General features: G+C 40.9%; 14 protein-coding genes. 7 read left to right on the plus strand and 7 right to left on the minus strand.

The window, feature by feature from the left end; translation table 11 throughout:
* The first annotated feature begins 283 nt into the window (after positions 1–283).
* The 4 genes from DEM91_RS09425 to DEM91_RS09440 are packed head-to-tail and all read left to right on the plus strand — an operon-like array spanning position 284 to position 7514.
* Positions 284–3613 carry a SusC/RagA family TonB-linked outer membrane protein gene (locus tag DEM91_RS09425; RefSeq protein WP_103003905.1) on the plus strand — a complete coding sequence of 1110 codons (3330 nt, stop codon included), beginning with the start codon at positions 284–286 and terminating at the stop codon, positions 3611–3613.
* A gap of 12 nt (positions 3614–3625) precedes the next feature.
* Positions 3626–5152 carry a RagB/SusD family nutrient uptake outer membrane protein gene (locus DEM91_RS09430; protein WP_249858758.1) on the plus strand — a complete coding sequence of 509 codons (1527 nt, stop codon included), beginning with the start codon at positions 3626–3628 and terminating at the stop codon, positions 5150–5152.
* Between the two features lie 8 nt (positions 5153–5160).
* Positions 5161–5907: a DUF4843 domain-containing protein gene (locus DEM91_RS09435; protein WP_180979223.1), complete on the plus strand. Its 747-nt coding sequence runs from the start codon at positions 5161–5163 to the stop codon at positions 5905–5907.
* A 23-nt stretch (positions 5908–5930) separates the two neighbouring features.
* Entirely contained in the window at positions 5931–7514 is a 1584-nt protein-coding gene (locus DEM91_RS09440; protein WP_103003908.1) for a PKD-like family lipoprotein, read from the plus strand.
* 28 nt (positions 7515–7542) lie between these two features.
* Here DEM91_RS09440 and DEM91_RS09445 read toward each other — a convergent pair whose 3' ends face one another.
* The 3 genes from DEM91_RS09445 to DEM91_RS09455 form a co-directional block, all read right to left on the minus strand.
* A complete protein-coding gene (locus DEM91_RS09445) occupies positions 7543–8028 on the minus strand; it encodes a dihydrofolate reductase (RefSeq protein ID WP_249858759.1) in 486 nt (161 codons plus the stop codon).
* A 119-nt stretch (positions 8029–8147) separates the two neighbouring features.
* Positions 8148–8942 carry a thymidylate synthase gene (locus tag DEM91_RS09450; RefSeq protein WP_249858760.1) on the minus strand — a complete coding sequence of 265 codons (795 nt, stop codon included), beginning with the start codon at positions 8940–8942 and terminating at the stop codon, positions 8148–8150.
* A 101-nt stretch (positions 8943–9043) separates the two neighbouring features.
* A complete protein-coding gene (locus tag DEM91_RS09455; protein ID WP_249858761.1) occupies positions 9044–10507 on the minus strand; it encodes a methyltransferase RsmF C-terminal domain-like protein in 1464 nt (487 codons plus the stop codon).
* Positions 10508–10623: 116 nt separating this feature from the next.
* Here DEM91_RS09455 and DEM91_RS09460 point away from each other — a divergent pair, with 116 nt between their 5' ends.
* Genes DEM91_RS09460 through DEM91_RS09470 form a run of 3 tightly spaced genes read left to right on the plus strand, consistent with a single transcriptional unit; the run spans position 10624 to position 12173 of the window.
* The gene (locus DEM91_RS09460; protein ID WP_249858762.1) at positions 10624–11274 is read left to right on the plus strand and encodes a DUF6249 domain-containing protein; all 651 of its coding nucleotides are present in this window, start codon (positions 10624–10626) and stop codon (positions 11272–11274) included.
* 1 nt (position 11275) lies between these two features.
* On the plus strand, positions 11276–11821 hold the full coding sequence (locus DEM91_RS09465; RefSeq protein ID WP_249858763.1) for an RNA polymerase sigma factor: 546 nt from the start codon (positions 11276–11278) through the stop codon (positions 11819–11821).
* Positions 11805–12173, plus strand: a complete 369-nt coding sequence (locus tag DEM91_RS09470; RefSeq protein ID WP_249858764.1) for a DUF5056 domain-containing protein — start codon at positions 11805–11807, stop codon at positions 12171–12173. Before DEM91_RS09465 ends, DEM91_RS09470 begins: the two co-directional genes overlap by 17 nt.
* A 589-nt stretch (positions 12174–12762) precedes the next feature.
* Here the strand turns inward: DEM91_RS09470 and DEM91_RS09475 are convergent.
* The 4 genes from DEM91_RS09475 to radA all read right to left on the minus strand — a co-directional run bounded on the left by DEM91_RS09475 (position 12763) and on the right by radA (position 18951).
* The gene (locus tag DEM91_RS09475; RefSeq protein ID WP_249858765.1) at positions 12763–14916 is read right to left on the minus strand and encodes an OmpA family protein; all 2154 of its coding nucleotides are present in this window, start codon (positions 14914–14916) and stop codon (positions 12763–12765) included.
* Positions 14917–14922: 6 nt separating this feature from the next.
* On the minus strand, positions 14923–16740 hold the full coding sequence (locus tag DEM91_RS09480) for a DNA topoisomerase 3 (protein ID WP_249858766.1): 1818 nt from the start codon (positions 16738–16740) through the stop codon (positions 14923–14925).
* A 301-nt stretch (positions 16741–17041) separates the two neighbouring features.
* Entirely contained in the window at positions 17042–17539 is a 498-nt protein-coding gene (locus DEM91_RS09485) for a gamma carbonic anhydrase family protein (RefSeq protein ID WP_036928228.1), read from the minus strand.
* 23 nt (positions 17540–17562) lie between these two features.
* Positions 17563–18951, minus strand: a complete 1389-nt coding sequence (gene radA, locus DEM91_RS09490; RefSeq protein ID WP_249858767.1) for a DNA repair protein RadA — start codon at positions 18949–18951, stop codon at positions 17563–17565.
* Positions 18952–19098 lie beyond the last annotated feature (147 nt).

Here is a 19098-nt window from a genome sequence, read left to right on the forward strand (position 1 = left end):
GTTGTTTCATACTATAAAGGTACAAAAATATGATGAAATGAGCAAACTTTGAACAATGAGTTTTGCAGAGGTCTCAATTTGGTAAAAATTATGTCAATTTGTGCTAAAATCAAAGTAAATTATGTATATTTGCAAAAAGAAATAAAAGATATTTTTTAGGAAGCAATTTTACCAGGGAATACTTATTCAGCATGATTACTATTTATGTTGTGATTTGTTTCTCAAAGTGTGAAAAGCTTTGGTGAAGAAAGATATGGAATATTAATTAAACACAAATCAATTTATGAAAAAAACCTTTCTGTTCTTTTCTATTTTGGCTTCTTTTTTACTCATGTCCATTCCGCTTAGTGCACAAAGCCAAGCGAAACTAACCATGAGTTTTAATGATGAAGCCCTAATAAGTGTTTTTCAGCGATTGGAAAGTCATTCCGATTACAAGTTTGTTTATGACAATGAAGAGGTGTCCAAGTATAAGGTGACATTGGATGTGACAAATGTCACAGTCCCTTCTATAGTGGAGCAAGCCCTTCGTACCACAAACTTGAAGTACACTATTGCAGGTAAACTTATCAAAGTGATGACACGATCTGCCTCTACAAACGGTTTGCAAAAACCAGAAGGACAAAAGAAGCAAACCATAAAAGGATATGTCTACGAAAAAGACACCAATCAACCTGTCATTGGTGCGCAGATTAAAGTGATAGGTACTGATGTAAAGGGAGTAACCGATGTGGATGGTGCTTTCCATTTGGATGTTGATGTAAAACCACAGACGAAGATAGAGGTTAGTTATTTGGGTATGAAAACTGTCCAAATTCCTGTGAGTAAGGAGATGAAAATTTTCTTGGAAAGTGATGTGAAAGAACTCAAAGGAGTGGTGGTGACAGGTATCTTCCGTAAAGCGAAAGAAAGTTATACAGGTGCTGTTTCTACAATTGATAGGAAACAGTTGGATATGTATCGAGGTTCCAACCTTTTGCAAACGCTCAAGAATATTGATGCATCTGTTAATTTCCCGATTAACAACCTGGCAGGTAGTAACCCAAACGTATTACCAAACATTAATATACGTGGAACAGCGTCGTTGCCAATGAGTGTTGAAGAGTTTAACAAAAATGCCAGTCAAACGGTCAATACACCGTTGATTATCATGGATGGCTTTGAAATATCTCTTACCAAGTTAATGGACTACAACGATGAGCAGATAGAGAGCATTAACATTCTGAAGGATGCCGCAGCAACGGCTATCTATGGATCACGAGGTGCCAATGGAGTAATTGTAGTGATTACGAAACAGCCAAAGGAAGGAAAGCTGAGAGTAACAGCCAAAGCAGGTTTGAGTCTTGAAATTCCAGACCTTTCAAGTTATCATTTGCTCAATGCAGCACAGAAGTTAGACTTGGAAGTAAAAGCAGGGCTGTATTCTCGTGAGCGTCAAAAATTACAATTGGAATATAATGAGGTGTACAACAATCGGTTGAAAAATGTAATTGATGGCATAGATACAGATTGGATTCACAAACCTGTGCGCACGGGTGTAGGACAGCGTTATAATGTGCAATTAGATGGTGGCGCACAAGCATTTAGATGGGCAGCATCATTGGGTTATAACGGAATTGAGGGAGCAATGAAAGCCAGTAACCGACGAACTATTACTGGCGACATCACACTTTTGTATTCTGTGAAAAATCTTATCTTTAGGAATTATACCAGTTTTGCAAGTAACAAGGCAGATGAAAGCAAATATGGGTCGTTTAGTTCTTATGTAGATGCCATACCATATTTTTCTCCTTACAACCGAAAAGGGCATTTGGTACCTTCTTTCCCCAGTTTATATATTGGTGAGGAGCCTTTGCCAAATCCGTTGTATGACGCTTCGCTCAACAGTATTAACTCATCTGCTTATCAAACATTCATCAACAACTTCTCTATTGAATGGCTCATTACGGATGCCCTGCGTCTGCGAGGTAAAATAGGTGTTTCTACCAACCGCAACCATTCAGATCGATTCTTGCCAGCTGAGCATTCTTATTTTAATGCGAAGGAATATAACACGGCTGCAGGTTTGCTACGAAAAGGGTATTACCGTTATGGAACAGGTGAAAACGATTTGTTGAGTGGCAATGTGACTTTGAGCTACTCTAAAGCTTTTGCAGAGAAGCATCAAGTGTATGTGGGACTCGATTATAGTATTTCGCAAAGAAACTTAACAGATTACATTTTTGAGGCAGAGGGCTTTTCTAATGCGAATTTAAGTTTTATGGCAAATGCCAAGCAATATCTATATCAGGGCTCACCAAGGGGCGATAGGTCAATGGTGCGAATGGTTGGAGTAACGGGTAATGCTAACTATACATTTGACAATCGTTATTATGCCGACTTCTCTTTCCGTGTTGATGGCAACTCCAAGTTCGGTAGTGAGAAACGTTTCGCTCCTTTTTATAGTCTCGGTGTAGGGTGGAATCTTCACAACGAGAAGTTTATGAAAGAGCTGAATGTCTTTAGTAATCTTCGTCTCAAGGCATCTTATGGTATCTCTGGTTCACAAGACTTTACCATAGAAAGTGTTAACACGACGTATCGTTATTATCCAGACCAAAGGTATCTGTTATGGTCGGCTGCGAAGTTGATGGGATATGGTAATCCTTCACTTACTTGGCAGAATACACGCGAAATCAATATTGGTACAGAAATTGGCTTGTTTAAGAATAGAATCATGGCAGAATTGAATTACTATGATAAGAATACAACCAATTTGCTGTCGTCAATGGATTTACCTTTAAGTTCTGGTTTTTCAAACTATACAGCCAATATTGGTGAAATGAACAACAAAGGTATTGAAGCCTCTCTGAACGCTTATATCATACGTGACTATCAACGAGAATTAAACTGGATGATAGGTGGACAAATAGTTTATAACCGTAATAAAATTATCAAGCTCTCGGATGCTATTAAGGCGCAAAATAAGCGTTATTTGGAACAGGGCACAGAAGTTAGTAACCTGTTCTATGAGGGCAATCCTATAAATGCTATCTATGCTGTACGTTCTGCAGGTATTGATCCGAGTACAGGTAGAGAGGTGTACTATGACAAAAATGGGAATTTGGCTAAAACATGGAATCCGCAGGACAAGGTATATATGGGAAGCTCAGAACCCTTGTGGCGTGGCAACTTCCGTACGATGGTAATGTATAAGAACTTTACATTCAATGCTTCCTTTGGATATCATTGGCGTGGCATGCTCTACAATTCTACATTGCGTAACAGGGTAGAGGTGAGCAGAGCAACGATAGCTGAGAAGAATGTAGATGAACGAGTACTCTCGCAACGTTGGTTACAACCTGGCAATGTTAGCTTCTTCAAAGCGATTAGCAATGAACCTACTAAAGCTACCTCACGTTATGTATTCAATGACCGAATGCTCGAACTGCAAAATGTTTCATTGCAATATCGCTGGAACAACCAATGGTTGCGTGATAAGACAGGCATTGAATCTTTGGTGTTCGGCATCAATGCATCGAATTTAGCTTATTGGTCTTCTGTTAAATACGAACGAGGAACAAGTTATCCATTTGCTCGAAACGTACAGGGATCTATCACATTGACATTCTAAAAATACAAACCTATGAATAAGTTTATCAATACAATATTGACAGTCACGTTGGTAGTGAGCGGATTGACTTCTTGCTCCGACTGGTTGGATGTTCAACCAGAATCACAGCAACGTGAGAAAGACATGTTTAAGAACTATGATGGTTTTAAAGATGCTCTGACGGGTTGTTATTCGTCCATGGCATCAAGAAGTCTCTATGGCGAACGACTTACCATTAGTGATATTGAATATCTGGCTTGCTTGTGGAATGAGCCTACGAATAACACGACACCCAGATGGAAATATTTATACCAGCATAATTATAAGAACCAAAATGCGGAGAACGCTATCCGTAATATTTATGGTGGTTTGTTTAATGTGATTGCACAAGCAAACAAGGTGATAGAGTATGCACAACAAGCAGATGTTATAGGTGATGATCAAATACGGAAGGTGATTCTTGGTGAAGCTTATGCTCTTCGTGCTTATTGTCATTTTGATGTGTTAAGATTGTTTGGTCAGATGCCACAGAATCCTACACGGCAAGTCATGTTGCCTTACGCACTTGGTACTGGTATCGAGTATGAAGCACCTTATCTGAACTTTAATGAGTATGTAGCTCAACTTGAAAAAGACTTGAACGAAGCGGAAAAGTTATTGAATGGTTCGGATCCCATCCAAACATACAACTATGATGTATTGAATAATATGGTAAAAGAGGCAACTGTTCCTGAAGATGATTTTATGCAGTTCCGCCAATTCCGACTAAACTACTTTGCTGTTAGAGCATTGAAAGCACGAATGTATCTGTATATAGGACAATTGGAGAAAGCACATCAAGAGGCCAGATATGTGATTGATGCTAAAGTGGCAGGTAAGCCATTTATGGAGTTATCAGGAATTGAAGACATTAAAAAGCATTACTATAGTTTGCCCAATGAGTGTATCTTTGCTTTGAGTAATAACAAAATAGCCGACTATCTACCAGAGATGATGCATGGATATAATGGACAAGTAACAGGTGACAGAAACTTGGTGATAACGCTCGACATGCTGAACAAAATTCTTTATGATGGAGCAAACACAACGAGTGATAACCGTTATCTGAAAGTATGGAATAAAGCATCATCAGATGTGACAGGAACGAAGTTCCCTACCTTACTTAAATATAGTTATAATCCAGGAGACTATGAACGGTCAGATCAACTTTCTAAACTAATGACGAAGCTACAATTCATGCCATTGATACGAATGTCAGAGATGTATCTTATCGCTATGGAGAGTACCAACGACTTAGCAGAAGCGAATTCTTTGTATAAAACCTATATGGCATCGCACAATGTGAATGTCACTGAAGGCTTTAAATCGTTAGAGGCTGTGAAAGAAGAAGTGATGAAAGACTATCACCGAGAGTTCTATGCAGAGGGTGTTATGTTTTATGCGTATAAACGCACGGGAACCAAACAACTGATGTTTATGCGGAAGTCTATGACAGAGGAAAACTACATCTTGCCTTTGCCAACTTCTGAGTCAAATCCTAATAAGAAACCTACTAAATGATAGCAAAGATGAAAAAGATATTATTTCCAATATTTGCGATAGTTGCAATTCTTTCTTCTTGTGAGGAGGACTTGCCGCTTTACAGTGACCAGCAAGCTTATCTTAATTTCGATATACAATATCGAGAAGATACGCTCGTTAACTATTCTTTTGCCTTTTCTGGTGGAAAACAAAAAGATACCGTTTGGATTAAACTCAAAACAATGGGGTATCTTTCTGATAAACCTCGTCAATTTAAGCTTAAGCAAATTCCCTTTGTAAAGAACAATGCCGAACCTGGCAAGCATTATGTGGCTCTTAATTCAAAAGAGATAGAGCCTTATCTTGTTGTTCCAGCCAATGCGGTGAGTGTTGATGTGCCTATCATTTTACTTCGAGACCCTTCTTTAGACGATGCTATTTATAATCTGCGAATCGTTGTAGAACCGAATGGAACGTTTATGCCTGGTTATCAAGAGCAAAACTTCATACAAGTAACTATTACTAATAAGCTCAACCGACCTTCTAATTGGAGTGGGTTTATGAATCATTACTTTGGCAAATGGGGACCAGTGAAACATCAGTTTATGATGGATGTAACAGGAAAGAAGTGGGATGCTCAATTCTTACAAACACTCTTTGCTGATCAGGTTTATACGCGATATCTGCAAAGTAAGTTAAAACGTGCATTGGAAAAACTCAACAACGAGCGCAAGGCAGAAGGTAAGCCTATGTTGAAAGAAGCCGATGGAACGTTAGTTACGATTGGAAAATAACAACTGATTAATATATTGACACAATGAAAAAATATGCCATATTATTGATAGCATGTCTATCGCTGTTCTCTGCCTGTACGGAGGACAATTCAACCACAGTTGGTCTTGATAACTTTATCCATATAGCTGGAGTAGAAAAGGGTTATCATGCTATTTCTTATTCTGGAGATAAATTACAAATTAATCCTACAGTTGAAAGTAGCTTCGCACCTTCTGATCTCACATACACGTGGACTTGTTATGATACAAGAGATGCAGATCGAGAAAAAACTGATAAGAAAGGAAATGGTTATTATGTTCAACCCGATACAATAGGTCATGAACAAAACTTAGATTATCCAGTAAGTCTGAGCGATGGAGAGTACACTTTTATATTAACAGTCAAATCAAAGAGTACTGGTTATTTTCAACAGGCAGTCACTTCTCTACTTACGCAATCGGCACTCTCTCACGGTTTTTATATTTTAAAAGAGACAGTCGATGGAAATACCGACGTAGATTTATTTATTTCTAAATCAAACAAGCTGTTGGCAGATGTCATCAAATCAAATCAGGGACAAGCCTTGCCAGGCAAACCACGAGCACTTGACATCAATCATCAACTGGGATACATAGATCCTAAAACTGATGATAAAGCAGGTGATAACTTTTTGTGTATTACAACAGAAAATGATAAAGTTTATTGGATTCGTGCCCTTGATTGCAAGACGCTAAAAGATAATTCTAACTTTTATTATGAACAGGTGCCAGACCTTAAACCTTATCGTGTGGTGCGAGGCTTCTTTACAGAATTCTTTCTAACCAATAAAGGATTATTCCATGGTTATACAGCAAGTCAAAGAGGCATTGGAATATTAGGAGAACTTGCAGGCTATGGTGCCAGCAAACATATTGTGCAGGGCTCAGGAAATGTTGCTAATAACATGATATATTGGTCATTACCTGATCATAGCTTGACCATGATTGATTATAATGGCAATATTATAGATGTGACGGGTAAAAAAGTAACAGTTGGTAACGAGGAGATAGAATACAAAACTAAAGGACTCAATGAGTTGGAGTGTATATATGCAGGACATAATTTTGCCGATGCCAATGCAGAAAAGGCGTATTTCTTATTCGAAGATCAAAGGAATCATCAAAAGTTGATGTATGAAATATCTCCTGATTGGGATAAGGCTGACCTTAAGAATGTCAAAGTGATTGATCCTAATTCTCACTATGCTAAGGCTTCTTTGCGCGCAATTTGTGCAAAATCCGCTACAATCGCCTATGCTGTGGATCAGAATAAGATTTATTCTTATAATCTTGTCGGTCCATTAAGCGAGAAAGAACTAAAGTTCCAAGGTCTTCCCGCAAACGAAAAGATTACATTCTTAAGTAACCGCTATTTTCTACATGAAACAGCAGGCTTCGATTATCTGATAGTAGGAACGCAGATGGGTGATACTTATAAACTATATTTCTACGATGTTATTGGTGGCGAACCAGCAGGTATGCCCAAATATACAACTTCGGGGAAAGGCATCTTAAAGTCCTTGGGATACATCGATCCAACGGTGGCTGATTTAGATGATGGTGCCATTGCGCCCGTGCTTGATGAATAATGATTTGCGCTAACTGTAGGAAATATAGTTAGCGCATTTTTTCATAATTCACAAATGCGTATGCAAAGGCATGTTTCTCATCGATTTGATGCTCTTCACGCGATACCTCTTTCCAGTTGTCGTATGAGGGGAAAAAAACATCGGCATGCGTTGGCACATCGTCTACCTCGGTAAGGCACAGTCTGTCGGCATATTGAATGGTTTGCTGGTAAACGTGTGCTCCACCTATCACATAGATGTCTTCATCTTCTTGACAATGATGAAGCGCCTCCTCAATAGATGAAAATGTTTCGCAGCCTTCAAAATGAGATTGCGAACGACTTAATACAATGTTACGACGGTGGGGTAATGCACCTTTGGGTAATGACTCAAAAGTGTGTCGCCCCATTATCACAGTGTGTCCTGTGGTGAGGGCTTTAAACCGTTTCAAGTCGTTCGGCAACCAATATAGTAATTTATTTTCATAGCCAATAGCGCGATTGCGAGCCACGGCAGCGATAAGTGTGATGGTCATAATAGATATATTATATTAATTTTAGGTTTGAATGAGGAAAATGCAAAGAGGATAAAATTAATCTTTTATTTCTCCTTTTAGAGTTTCCTTCCCTCTTTTTCTTTGTCCATTTCATTGTATTATACTGCAACATCTGCCTTGATATGAGGCCATGGGTTGTAGTTTTGTAGCTCAAAATCCTCATATTGGAAATCAAACAGACTTTTAACATCAGGATTGAGTTTCATTTGTGGCAGCGTGCGTGGAGTGCGTGTCAACTGTAGTTTGGCTTGCTCTATATGGTTTAAGTATAGGTGTGTGTCACCAGTTGTGTGAATAAACTCGCCAACTTTTAATCCCGTCACTTGTGCCATCATTTGCAGCAGTAAGGCGTAAGATGCAATATTGAATGGAACGCCTAAGAAAGTGTCGGCACTACGTTGGTAGAGTTGTAAGGACAATCTGCCATCGGCTACGTAAAACTGAAACAAACAGTGACATGGTGGCAAAGCCATTTGTTCTATTTCTGCAGGATTCCACGCCGTAACCATCATTCTTCGACTGTCTGGATGATGTTTAATTAGATTGATAACATTTTGAATTTGGTCGATAGTTCCACCGTTATAATCAGGCCACGAACGCCATTGATGTCCATACACAGGTCCAAGATTGCCATCTTCGTCTGCCCATTCATCCCAAATACGTACACCATGTTCTTTCAAATATTTAATGTTGGTGTCGCCTTTAAGAAACCATAGCAGTTCATAAATGATAGATTTGAGATGTAGTTTCTTCGTGGTAAGCAGTGGAAATCCGTCTTCTAAGTTAAAGCGCATTTGATGTCCGAAGATGCTTTTTGTACCTGTTCCTGTACGATCTGTCTTTTCTATACCTTCGTCTAAGATGCGTTGTAGTAAATTCAAATAAGGTTGCATATTGAGATGATTTATTTGCAGTTGAATAAAAGAATGTTTGACAAGTCATGCGTCTGTGCGATGAAACTGTTGATTGTCATGTTGAAAGTCTGCCTCATTATTCACACGGTTATAATTTGCGTTATATTTTCTGGGCTATGGGTGCTACGTATACGCCACTCAGAGGGATAGAGATTGTTTGCACGGTTGCCCATATTTTTGACAAACCCCAATGCCACGTTTTGATAAGTTACCAATATAAAGCCTTGTGGAGTGTTGGGAGGGAGTGTTATCGTGTTGCGTCCAAGATATTGAATGGCATCCGCATAAGATAACTCAACACGAGGAAAGGCAGTGGGAGACAGACAACTGGAGAGTGCCAAACCTTGTGAGGGAATGAATGATCTGCCCTTTAGCTGCAATAGATTGATACCTGCGGCAATGACTCGCAAGCTTCGAGCTGCTTGTTGGTATTGCGAATGTAACGATGGCGGGATAGCCCACAGCTCATTCTTCACCCATGTAAAGTTAAAGTGTTGACTTTCCTGTAACCAATGTGTAGGGACGGATAGTTTGTTATCTGAATGTTGACGGGGCATTTTCTGCTTACTTGTCTTTTCTGTCATGGGTTGAGATGTTCCTTCCTTGCGTAGCACAGCTATGAACAACCCCTCTCCATAGATGTTGCCGGGTTTATCTTGATAGCCAGGAATAAAGCGATAGACGTTGAATGCAGATGAATGTTTTGACTCCTTGTTGGTTGTATCCTCGGTGGCAGGGACAGATAAAAGATTTCCCATAATATTCCAATCTTCCTCTACCTTTACTTTCAAGGTTGTAGCACCTAACTCTTGGCAAATCCAAGCTACATTTTCTTCGTTCTCTTTGGTGTTAAATGTACAGGTAGAGTAGATGAGTAAGCCGTTAGGTTCCAAGCATTGCCACGCCTCGGCAACAATCTCACGCTGCAGCTGTTGGCATTTGTTGACATTATCTACACTCCATTCGCCAATTGCGTTGGCATTCTTACGAAACATCCCTTCGCCAGAGCAGGGTACATCACATAGAATCACTTGAAACCTTAATCCCGATTGGCGTATTTCTTTCGGATAGTTGTTGGTAATCATCACCTCTGGATGTCCGCATTTTTGTACATTTTCGTTCAGTATTTGTACACGACTTCTGTTGGGTTCATTACAGACGAGTGTACTACCTTTGGGTAATTCTAATCGGGCTAAGGTTGATTTCCCGCCGGGGGCAGCACACATATCGAGCATTCTCACAGGCGATTGAACAAATTGGCGCAGAACTTGTGCTAAAAACATGGACGATTGTTCCTGAACATAATATAAGCCTGCATGAAACAACGGGTCGAATGTAAAAGCAGGACGAGCGTCTAAAGCGTAGCCATATTTATACCATGGCACCTTTGACGCAGCTAATGCCATCTTTGCCGTAGGGCACTTGTAATGATTGAGCCGTACGAAAGCTGTGGCATCTTGTTGCATGGAATGTGCGAAGTGAGCAAATAAATCATCGCCCATCATCGCTCGAGTGTAATTTTCGAATGCTTCAGGAAGCACCATCCTTTTTGTTTGTTTTATTGAATTGTTTTTGCAAAATTAGGAAAAAAAATGTTTCTTTGCAACAAAACATCGTTACATATCGTCATATAGATGTTAAACAAAAAGGATTGAAGAAAATGAAACAGTATTTATTAATGTTATCCATGTTGCTTACCCTCAGCATCTCAGGGATGCAAGCACAAGGGAAGCATCGCAACCATCAACAGACAGCTACTACAATAGCTGTGACAGATACAGCCAAACAAGGGGTAGAAGCGTATTCAGACACAACTTCTTCGGTTAGCAACGATACCGCAAATATAGTAGATAATACTGCCGCGTATGCTAACTCTGCTGATGATGAGAATTGGGACAGCGACCCATTTACGTTTTGGAATAAAAACATTGGATGGAATATTGGTGGTATTTTTTTAGCTATCTTTGCCATCACCATCGTTTTTCTCTTTTTTGCACTTCCATTTATTGTTATCATTGTACTTCTACGCTATCTCATCAAGCGACATAATGACCGTGTAGATATAGCACAACAAGCCATTGCTTCAGGACAACCTATTCCAGAGGATGTTAAACCAACGACAGCGAGAAACAGTGATTATCTATGGAAAGGGGGAATTACGCATATCGCTACTGGTACAGGACTTGTTATTATGTTTAGCATTTGGGGTTCGAACACGCTTATTGGCATTGGCTGTTTACTGATTTGTTTTGGTATTGGTCAGCTCGTTATTGCCAAAACCTCTCGCAAGGACAATGACAAAATAGAATAAGGTGGAACAAGTCAACGATCTTTCTCTGGTTCAGCAGGTGACTGTATTTCACGATAAGCACAGCTTTGACAAGCTTGTTGTGAAATACCAGTCGCCTATTCGGCGTTTTCTGCTGGTACAGACGAAGGGCGATGAAGCGTTGAGTGACGACTTGGCGCAAGACACTTTTATTAAAGCTTACACACATTTAGCGCAATTCAAGGGACAGTCACAATTCTCTACTTGGCTATTTCGCATTGCCTACAATGTGTTTTACGATTATACGCGTCGCAGGAAACAGACAGAGGATATTGACACACCTTCGGTGAGTGGCAAACATGCTGAGGCGAGTCATGGATATTTGAAGATGGACTTGGCAGAGGCTCTTGACATTCTGAACGACCAAGAACGTCTTTGTGTTACCTTGCAACTCATGGAAGGAGAATCGATAGACAAAATAGCAGAAATATTGGGATTGGCAAGTGGGACAGTAAAGTCACACTTGTTTAGAGGAAAACAAAAACTCGCAAATTATTTAAGAAATAATGGATATGACGGAAAAAGATGATGATTTATTAAAGACTTTTTTTGAAGAGTATGCCATCAATATACCCGACAACGGATTTAGTCAGCAAGTAATGCGCCAATTACCGCGTAGATTCTTGAAAGCTAATCAGGTATGGTTTTGGTTCTGTACTTTGGTGGGCATCGCCTTCTTGGCGTTGAGTGATGCCATGGAGCAACTGCGTACCGTTGCCAACAATTTTATTGGCGACATTCACGGTTTTTGGGCTTCATTTGATTTAGACTCTACGTCACCTCTCACCGTTTATATGCTCGCATTAGTGTTGGCTCTTATCTCTGGTTTTTATATTTTTAATAGAGATGTTGGTTATCGCAACCAAGGTGATTCTTTGTAAAGGTGTTCGTTGCTTTTTGTCCTATAAATTTACCAAAAAACGACCATCTAAAATTTTCAAAATAGAAAAAAATAATAGGCAAACGACATGTAAAAATGTGCTGATTTGAACAAAATAAACGTCTTTTCAAGTTAGAACGTTGATTTAACGCCCTTGGAAACATACATTAGCGGCGTTATTCACATGCTTCAAGTGCATTAAAGCATGCAAATTGTTGGCTTATCTCAATGCTTTAGTAGCCAAGAAATGGTAAAAATGGCAATAAAAAGAGAAGACTTAAACGTAATGTGTTTATTGTCAAACAGTTATGAAACTCGCTCATTTTTCGCGTATTTGCGACCAACTTTGACGTTGGTTGTAAATACGCGAGTTATGAGAGGCACTTTGTAAAGAAAATTCAGCATTGGCGAGCCTTCTATGAAGCATACTGATAATTTTACATTCGCTGTATTTTTGGTGCGTTTTGTTGTGAAAAATCATCCTTTAATGAAAGCACTGTAAATTACAAAAGACTTTAATCGCAGGAAATGAAAGTGTGACACATTCCTTTATGGTGCGTTTAAGTATTTAATGGTCCGCTTAGAATGAGTTACTGCACAAAGATGATAGGCGTATCTTCGTTTTTCGACAGCGATGGGTTTTGTTGTTTATTCTTGGATTGCTTCTTCAGCTTGCCTTGCTCGTCAAACATATTATAGGTAGTCCGTAGTACACTAAATTCTGTTCTGCGGTTCAGTTGGTTGCATATCTCCTGTTTTTCCGCATCCAATGTTTTGATGAACTCTTCAGATAGCACATCTCCCTCTTTGAGCCAAGGGTAACGCTCAGTCAGTTTCTTGCGGATAGTCTTTGGCTTTTCCTTGCCGTACCCAACGGGTTTCAAGCGGTCTTTTGCAATGCCCTTGTCAATGAGGTATCGCACTACAGCTTCGGCTCGTCTTTGCGCTAATCGCTGGTTATATTCTTTCGAACCTTTATAATCGCAGTGTGCGCTTAGCTCAATAGTCACATGACTGTTTTCATTAAGTAGCTTTACCAAATCGTCCAAGGCTTTTTTAGACTCCAAACGCAGCGTGGCTTTGTCAAAGTCGTAGAAGATGTTATCTATCAGTACTGGTACGGTGATTGATGCTAAAGGAAATTGTAGGGTATATTCTTTCGATTCCTTTACTGGTTCTACCTGCAATTCTTCCGTATGATTAAGAAAACCTTTACAGGTAGCGAGCAGCAAATAATCAACTTTTGGCTGTATCACATATGTAAACGAGCCGTCACTGTTTACGCTTAACACCTCGTTCGTTCCGTCACTCCCCACAATACGCACTTGAGCTGAAGGGAGTTCATAGCCATCTTTCTCGTACACCCAACCTTTAATACTCTGTATGATTTCAGGATTTTCAAACCAATAAATTTGATCCCATCCACGTCCATTATTCCGATTAGACGAGAAGAAACCACGATTATAAGGACCTTCAAACGTCAATCCAAAATCATCTCCTTCAGAATTGAGAGGATATCCTGGGTGAACTAAGCGATAGGGTGCAGTTGCATCCTTATCTTTAGTTGGCGCATAGCACTGTAAACTGTCTTTCAGAGCATTGTTAGCTGAGCGTTGGTGATTGGGTATGGCAATAAAAACATCCAATCCTCCAAAGCCAGGATGCCCATCACTTGAAAAGTAAAGGTCGCCGTTAGGTCTGAATGTAGGGAACATTTCATTGCCGGATGTGTTAATGGGTGCACCAAGATTTTCGACACCTCCCAACCCTGCAGCCGTTAAGCGTACTCGCCAAATGTCCATACCTCCCATTCCTCCCGGCATGTCAGAGGTAAAATATAACCATTGCCCATCGGGTGAAACTGCTGGATGTGCATAACTCGAAAGAGTGTCTTGCGTGATAGGTAATTCGTTCGCCTTTCCCCAAGCCGCATCTTGTCTGCTCGATACTACAATTTTTGCATAGCGTGGGCGTGTAGCATCGGTTGTGCATTGCGTTAGGTACATCTCTCGTCCATCAGGACTAAAGGCACAAGCCCCTTCTTCGGCATCAGTGTTCAAGCCACCTTGCACTACTTCGGGTTTGCTCCAATTTCCTTTGTCGTCTTTTACGGATGCAAATATGTCTGCAGGTTTGCATCCCGTGATGCCACTTAGGTTGTTTCCTGTAGCTTCTTTTCTGGTCGAAGTAAAATATAATTGGTTATAATCATCGCCCCAAAGCATGGGTGAATAGTCTGCGTGTCGAGAGTTAAACACGTTCATCTTCTTCACGGTGTATCTACTGCCACTTTCTTTCCATGCTGGAGCTTGTTGGGCAGAGCGCAATCCCTCTTGTGCCAAGACATGGTTGGGCATGCTGTCTAACACCAAGGCGAATTCTTTTTCAGCCTCTTTGTAATTGCCATTGCGCAAGAGTTGTTGAGCCAATGCAAAATGTGTTTGTACATCGTCTTGCTGATACCTGATAACATTGCGATAGGCTGCAATGGCTTGTGGGGTCGCATTTAGGCGGTCATAGCACAGTGCCATGCGACTGGCTCGCTGTCCACGCAGGGTACGTTCCTTGGGAGGGGTTTGCCTGTAGGCTTTCTTGAATTGTGCAGCAGCATCGTAATATTCACCTATCGTCAAAAACTGTTCACCCTTTTTCATACTTCGTTCGGCACCACAACTCACTAATAACAGTCCGATGAGTACAGTCTGATATATAAATAAAAAATGGTGTAATGCTTGTTTCTTCATATCCTTTTATCCCAGTTGCCGACTGTTGTCGCGAAGTACGTCGTTTACTATTTGGTTGATTTGTATTTTCAATTCGTTTACAAACTGTGCTGCATCGTATTTTTGGTGCTCTATGTCGCGCAATTTCTTTTCCCAAATGCCAGTGAGTTCACAGCTGGTAAGCAGTTTCTCTTTGATAATATCGATGAGTTGTATTCCTAAGGAAGTTGCTACAATACGTTTGCGATTGCGTTGGATGTATTTTCGCTTGAATAATGTTTCAATGATACTGGCACGTGATGAGGGTCGTCCAATGCCATTTTCTTTCAAGGCAGCACGTAATTCTTCATCGTTTACAAACTTTCCTGCCGTTTCCATGGCACGCAACAGGGTGGCTTCGGTGTAGTGTTTCGGCGGAGTGGTTTGCTTCTCGGTCAGCGTAGGGATGTGTTCTCCGCTCTCACCCTTTACGAACGTGGGTAGAGTGCGTTCTTCATCGGTAGTCTTCTCATCAGCGTCATCGTCTTCGTTCGGATTTTTAGCGTACACATCTCTCCATCCTGGCTCCAATATCTCTTTGCCGCTTACCTTGAATTCTATCTCTTTTACTTTCCCCAACACGGTGGTAGTGGCGAATTTGCAATCGTCATAGAACACTGAAATAAAGCGTCGAGCAATGAGGTCGAATACGTTTTCTTCCATATTCGACAGTCCCATGGGCGGTACGCCTGTGGGGATGATGGCATGGTGATCGGTGACTTTTGAGGAATCGAATACTTTTTTAGATTTCTTCAGAGCCTTTCCGCCCAAGGGTTTTATCAGTTCAGCATAGACCGTCTTGCTTTGTATCTTCGTTTGATAGAGTCCGTTCATGGTTTGCGGACATTTGGGATAAATGTCGTCCGAGAGATATTGGGTGTCTACACGTGGATAGGTGGTATATTTTTTTTCGTATAAACTTTGGATAAGGTTGAGTGTCATCTCAGCCGAATAACCAAACTTCTTGTTGCAATCTACTTGCAGCGAGGTGAGATCGTAGAGCTTTGGCGGAGCTTCTGTACCTTTTTTCTTTTGCACATCGGTAACAGTAAACGGTTCACCTTCAATAGTTTTGAAAGCAGCTTCGCCTTCTTCTTTTTTGTCAAAGCGACCTTTAGTAGCTGTAAACGTTGTGTCGCGGTAGATAGTTGCCAAAACCCAGTATGTTTCTGGCTTAAAGTTATCTATTTCTTTCTGTCTATTAACGATAAGAGCCAAGGTAGGTGTTTGTACTCGCCCTATGCTTAGCACCTGTCGGTTCTTGCCATATTTCAGGGTGTACAGTCGGGTTGCGTTCATTCCTAATATCCAATCACCGATGGCACGAGACAGACCAGCCAAATAGAGTGGCTCGTATGCCGATTGCTCTTTCAGTTTGTTGAATCCCTCACGAATAGCCTCATCGGTCATAGAGCTTATCCACAATCGCTTCACGGGACATTTGGCTTGAGCCTTTTGCATGACCCATCGCTGTATCAGTTCTCCCTCTTGCCCAGCGTCTCCACAGTTAATGATGCTGTCGGCGTGTTGCATGAGTTGCTCAATGATAGCAAATTGTCGTTTGATGCCTTCATCGTCAATGAGCTTGATGCCAAAGCGAGGCGGCAACATGGGCAGAGCTGCCAAGCTCCAGTGCTTCCAATTGTCACAATAGTCGTTAGGCTCTTTCAGGCAACACAGATGTCCGAAAGTCCAAGTTACTTGGTAACCATTGCCCTCCATATAGCCGTTTTTTGAGCTATGGGCACCGATGATGCGTGCAATGTCTTTGGCTACGCTGGGTTTTTCTGCAATACAAACTATCATAGATATGCAAAGGTAGCAAAACTAAAGAAATCTACAAACGTTCAACCGAAAATTACGTATCATCCACATGGCTCTTTCATGAAGAATGATGTTTTCACAAAGAAAAGCGCGAAAGTAACAAAAATCTTGTGAAAAGGCTTGATAAGAAAAACGTCAACATTGTGACGAAACAAATGGCAAGTATCTGATGAGTTGATAAGCAAATAAGTAAATTAACTGCTTGCTAATAACTTATCAGCTCGTCTAATAGGAACTTGTTAGCTCAAAGCGTAAAAAGCTGTTTCAATATTGGGAGATAGACTTACAGATACCACTGTTTGGCTTCCATATAATGTTTGGCATATTCTTCTGCCTGTCCAGGCATTGCCTTCTTGATGCAGCGTGCAGGTATGCCAGCCCAAATTTCGTGTGCGCCTACATGAGTGCCCTGTGTCACCAAAGCATTGGCAGCAATAATGGCACCAGCCCCGATTTCTGCTCCATCCAGTACCGTAGCTCCCATTCCTATCAATGCGCCCTGCCTTATTACACATCCGTGAACATTAGCCAAATGCCCTACCGACACATCGTCTTCTATCCAGACGGGAGTGCCATGCGACTGGTGTACGCAAGCTCCATCTTGAATGTTCACTCTATTGCCTATGTGTATGGCATCGACATCGGCTCTAAGTACGGCTGAAAACCAAATGGAACAGTCGTCACCCATGATAATGTTGCCTACTAAAGTTGCATTTTCGGCGATAAAACAATTTTTGCCCCAATTGGGACGTTTATTTCTTACTTTTATTATAGTTGCCATAAAGTTTGCTTCGTAAAACGTTTCTATCCGAAGAGCGCACGTAGGGCTTCCTCCACTTTACGAACAGGATGTAGTTCTAAATGATATTTTTGTGGGTTGATACCTTTCAAATTATACTTTGGAAGAATCATGTGTTTGAATCCTAACTTTTCGGCTTCGGCTATACGTTGCTCTATTCTGTTGATGGGTCTTACCTCTCCGCTGAGTCCTACTTCGCCAGCCATACACCATCCGTTTTCAATGGCAGTATCCACATTACTGGATAACACTGCAGCTATCACGCTCAAATCCATTGCCAAATCGGTTACACGTAACCCACCCGCTATGTTGAGAAAGACGTCTTTTTGCATGAGCTTGAAGCCCACTCTCTTCTCTAAGACAGCCAATAACATATTGAGTCGGCGTTGGTCAAAGCCAGTTGCAGAACGCTGTGGCGTTCCGTATGCAGCAGAAGATACCAAGGCTTGTGTCTCTACTAAGAAAGGGCGTACCCCCTCAATGGCAGACGAAATAGCGATACCGCTCAGTCCATCATGATCTTGTGTAAGCAGAAGTTCCGACGGGTTGCTCACAGGGCGCAATCCGTTTTGCTGCATTTCATAGATTCCTAATTCTGATGTGCTGCCAAATCGATTCTTGATGGAGCGTAAGATTCTGTACATATAATGTTGGTCTCCCTCAAATTGGATAACTGTATCAACCATGTGTTCCAAAATCTTAGGACCTGCAAGTGTGCCTTCTTTGTTGATATGCCCAATGAGGAGAATTGGAATCCCACTTGTCTTTGCGAGACGGAGCAGGAGTGCTGCGCATTCTCGCACTTGAGCGATACTTCCTGGGGAGCTGTCCACGTGATTGGTAGCAATCGTTTGAATGGAGTCGATAATCAGTAGGTCTGGTTTTACTTCAAGTACTTGATTGAAGATGTGTTCCAAAGAAGTTTCACACAAAATCACAACATTATTATTCTGCTCTGTTGTGATACGGTCAGCACGCATTTTCAACTGATGCGCACTTTCTTCACCGCTGACATATAGCACACTCTTATTGGGAAGATGGAGTATCGTCTGAAGGGTTAGCGTACTTTTTCCTATACCGGGTTCTCCTCCTAATAAAACGATAGAGCCAGGAACGAGTCCTCCTCCCAAGACTCTATTCAGCTCATCATCATTCATATTGATGCGAGGTTCATCTTGGGCAGAAATATCTTGTAGGTGTAAGGGCTTGTTTTTCTTTTGCTCACCATGGAGAGTTTGGGCCGTTGATACAGCTATTGAGGAAAGTTGAGAATTATTACTAATTCTAATCTCCTTAAAAGTATTCCACTCACCACAATTAGGACATTTGCCAATCCACTTACTTGACTCTTGTCCACATTGGGAGCAAACGTATGCAATCTTATCTTTTGCCATATTGTTGCTATAATATAGGGACAAAAGTAAGAATTATTTTCAGAGAATCAAAATTTATGATTATTTTTGCAAGTTACTATGTTTGCAAAGGCTAACACACGGAGACAAGTCGGATGCCGCTCTTCGGAGGCTTCGCGCCTCCGGCCG

The organism is Prevotella sp. TCVGH (genome assembly GCF_023522295.1).
GTDB lineage: Bacteria > Bacteroidota > Bacteroidia > Bacteroidales > Bacteroidaceae > Prevotella > Prevotella timonensis.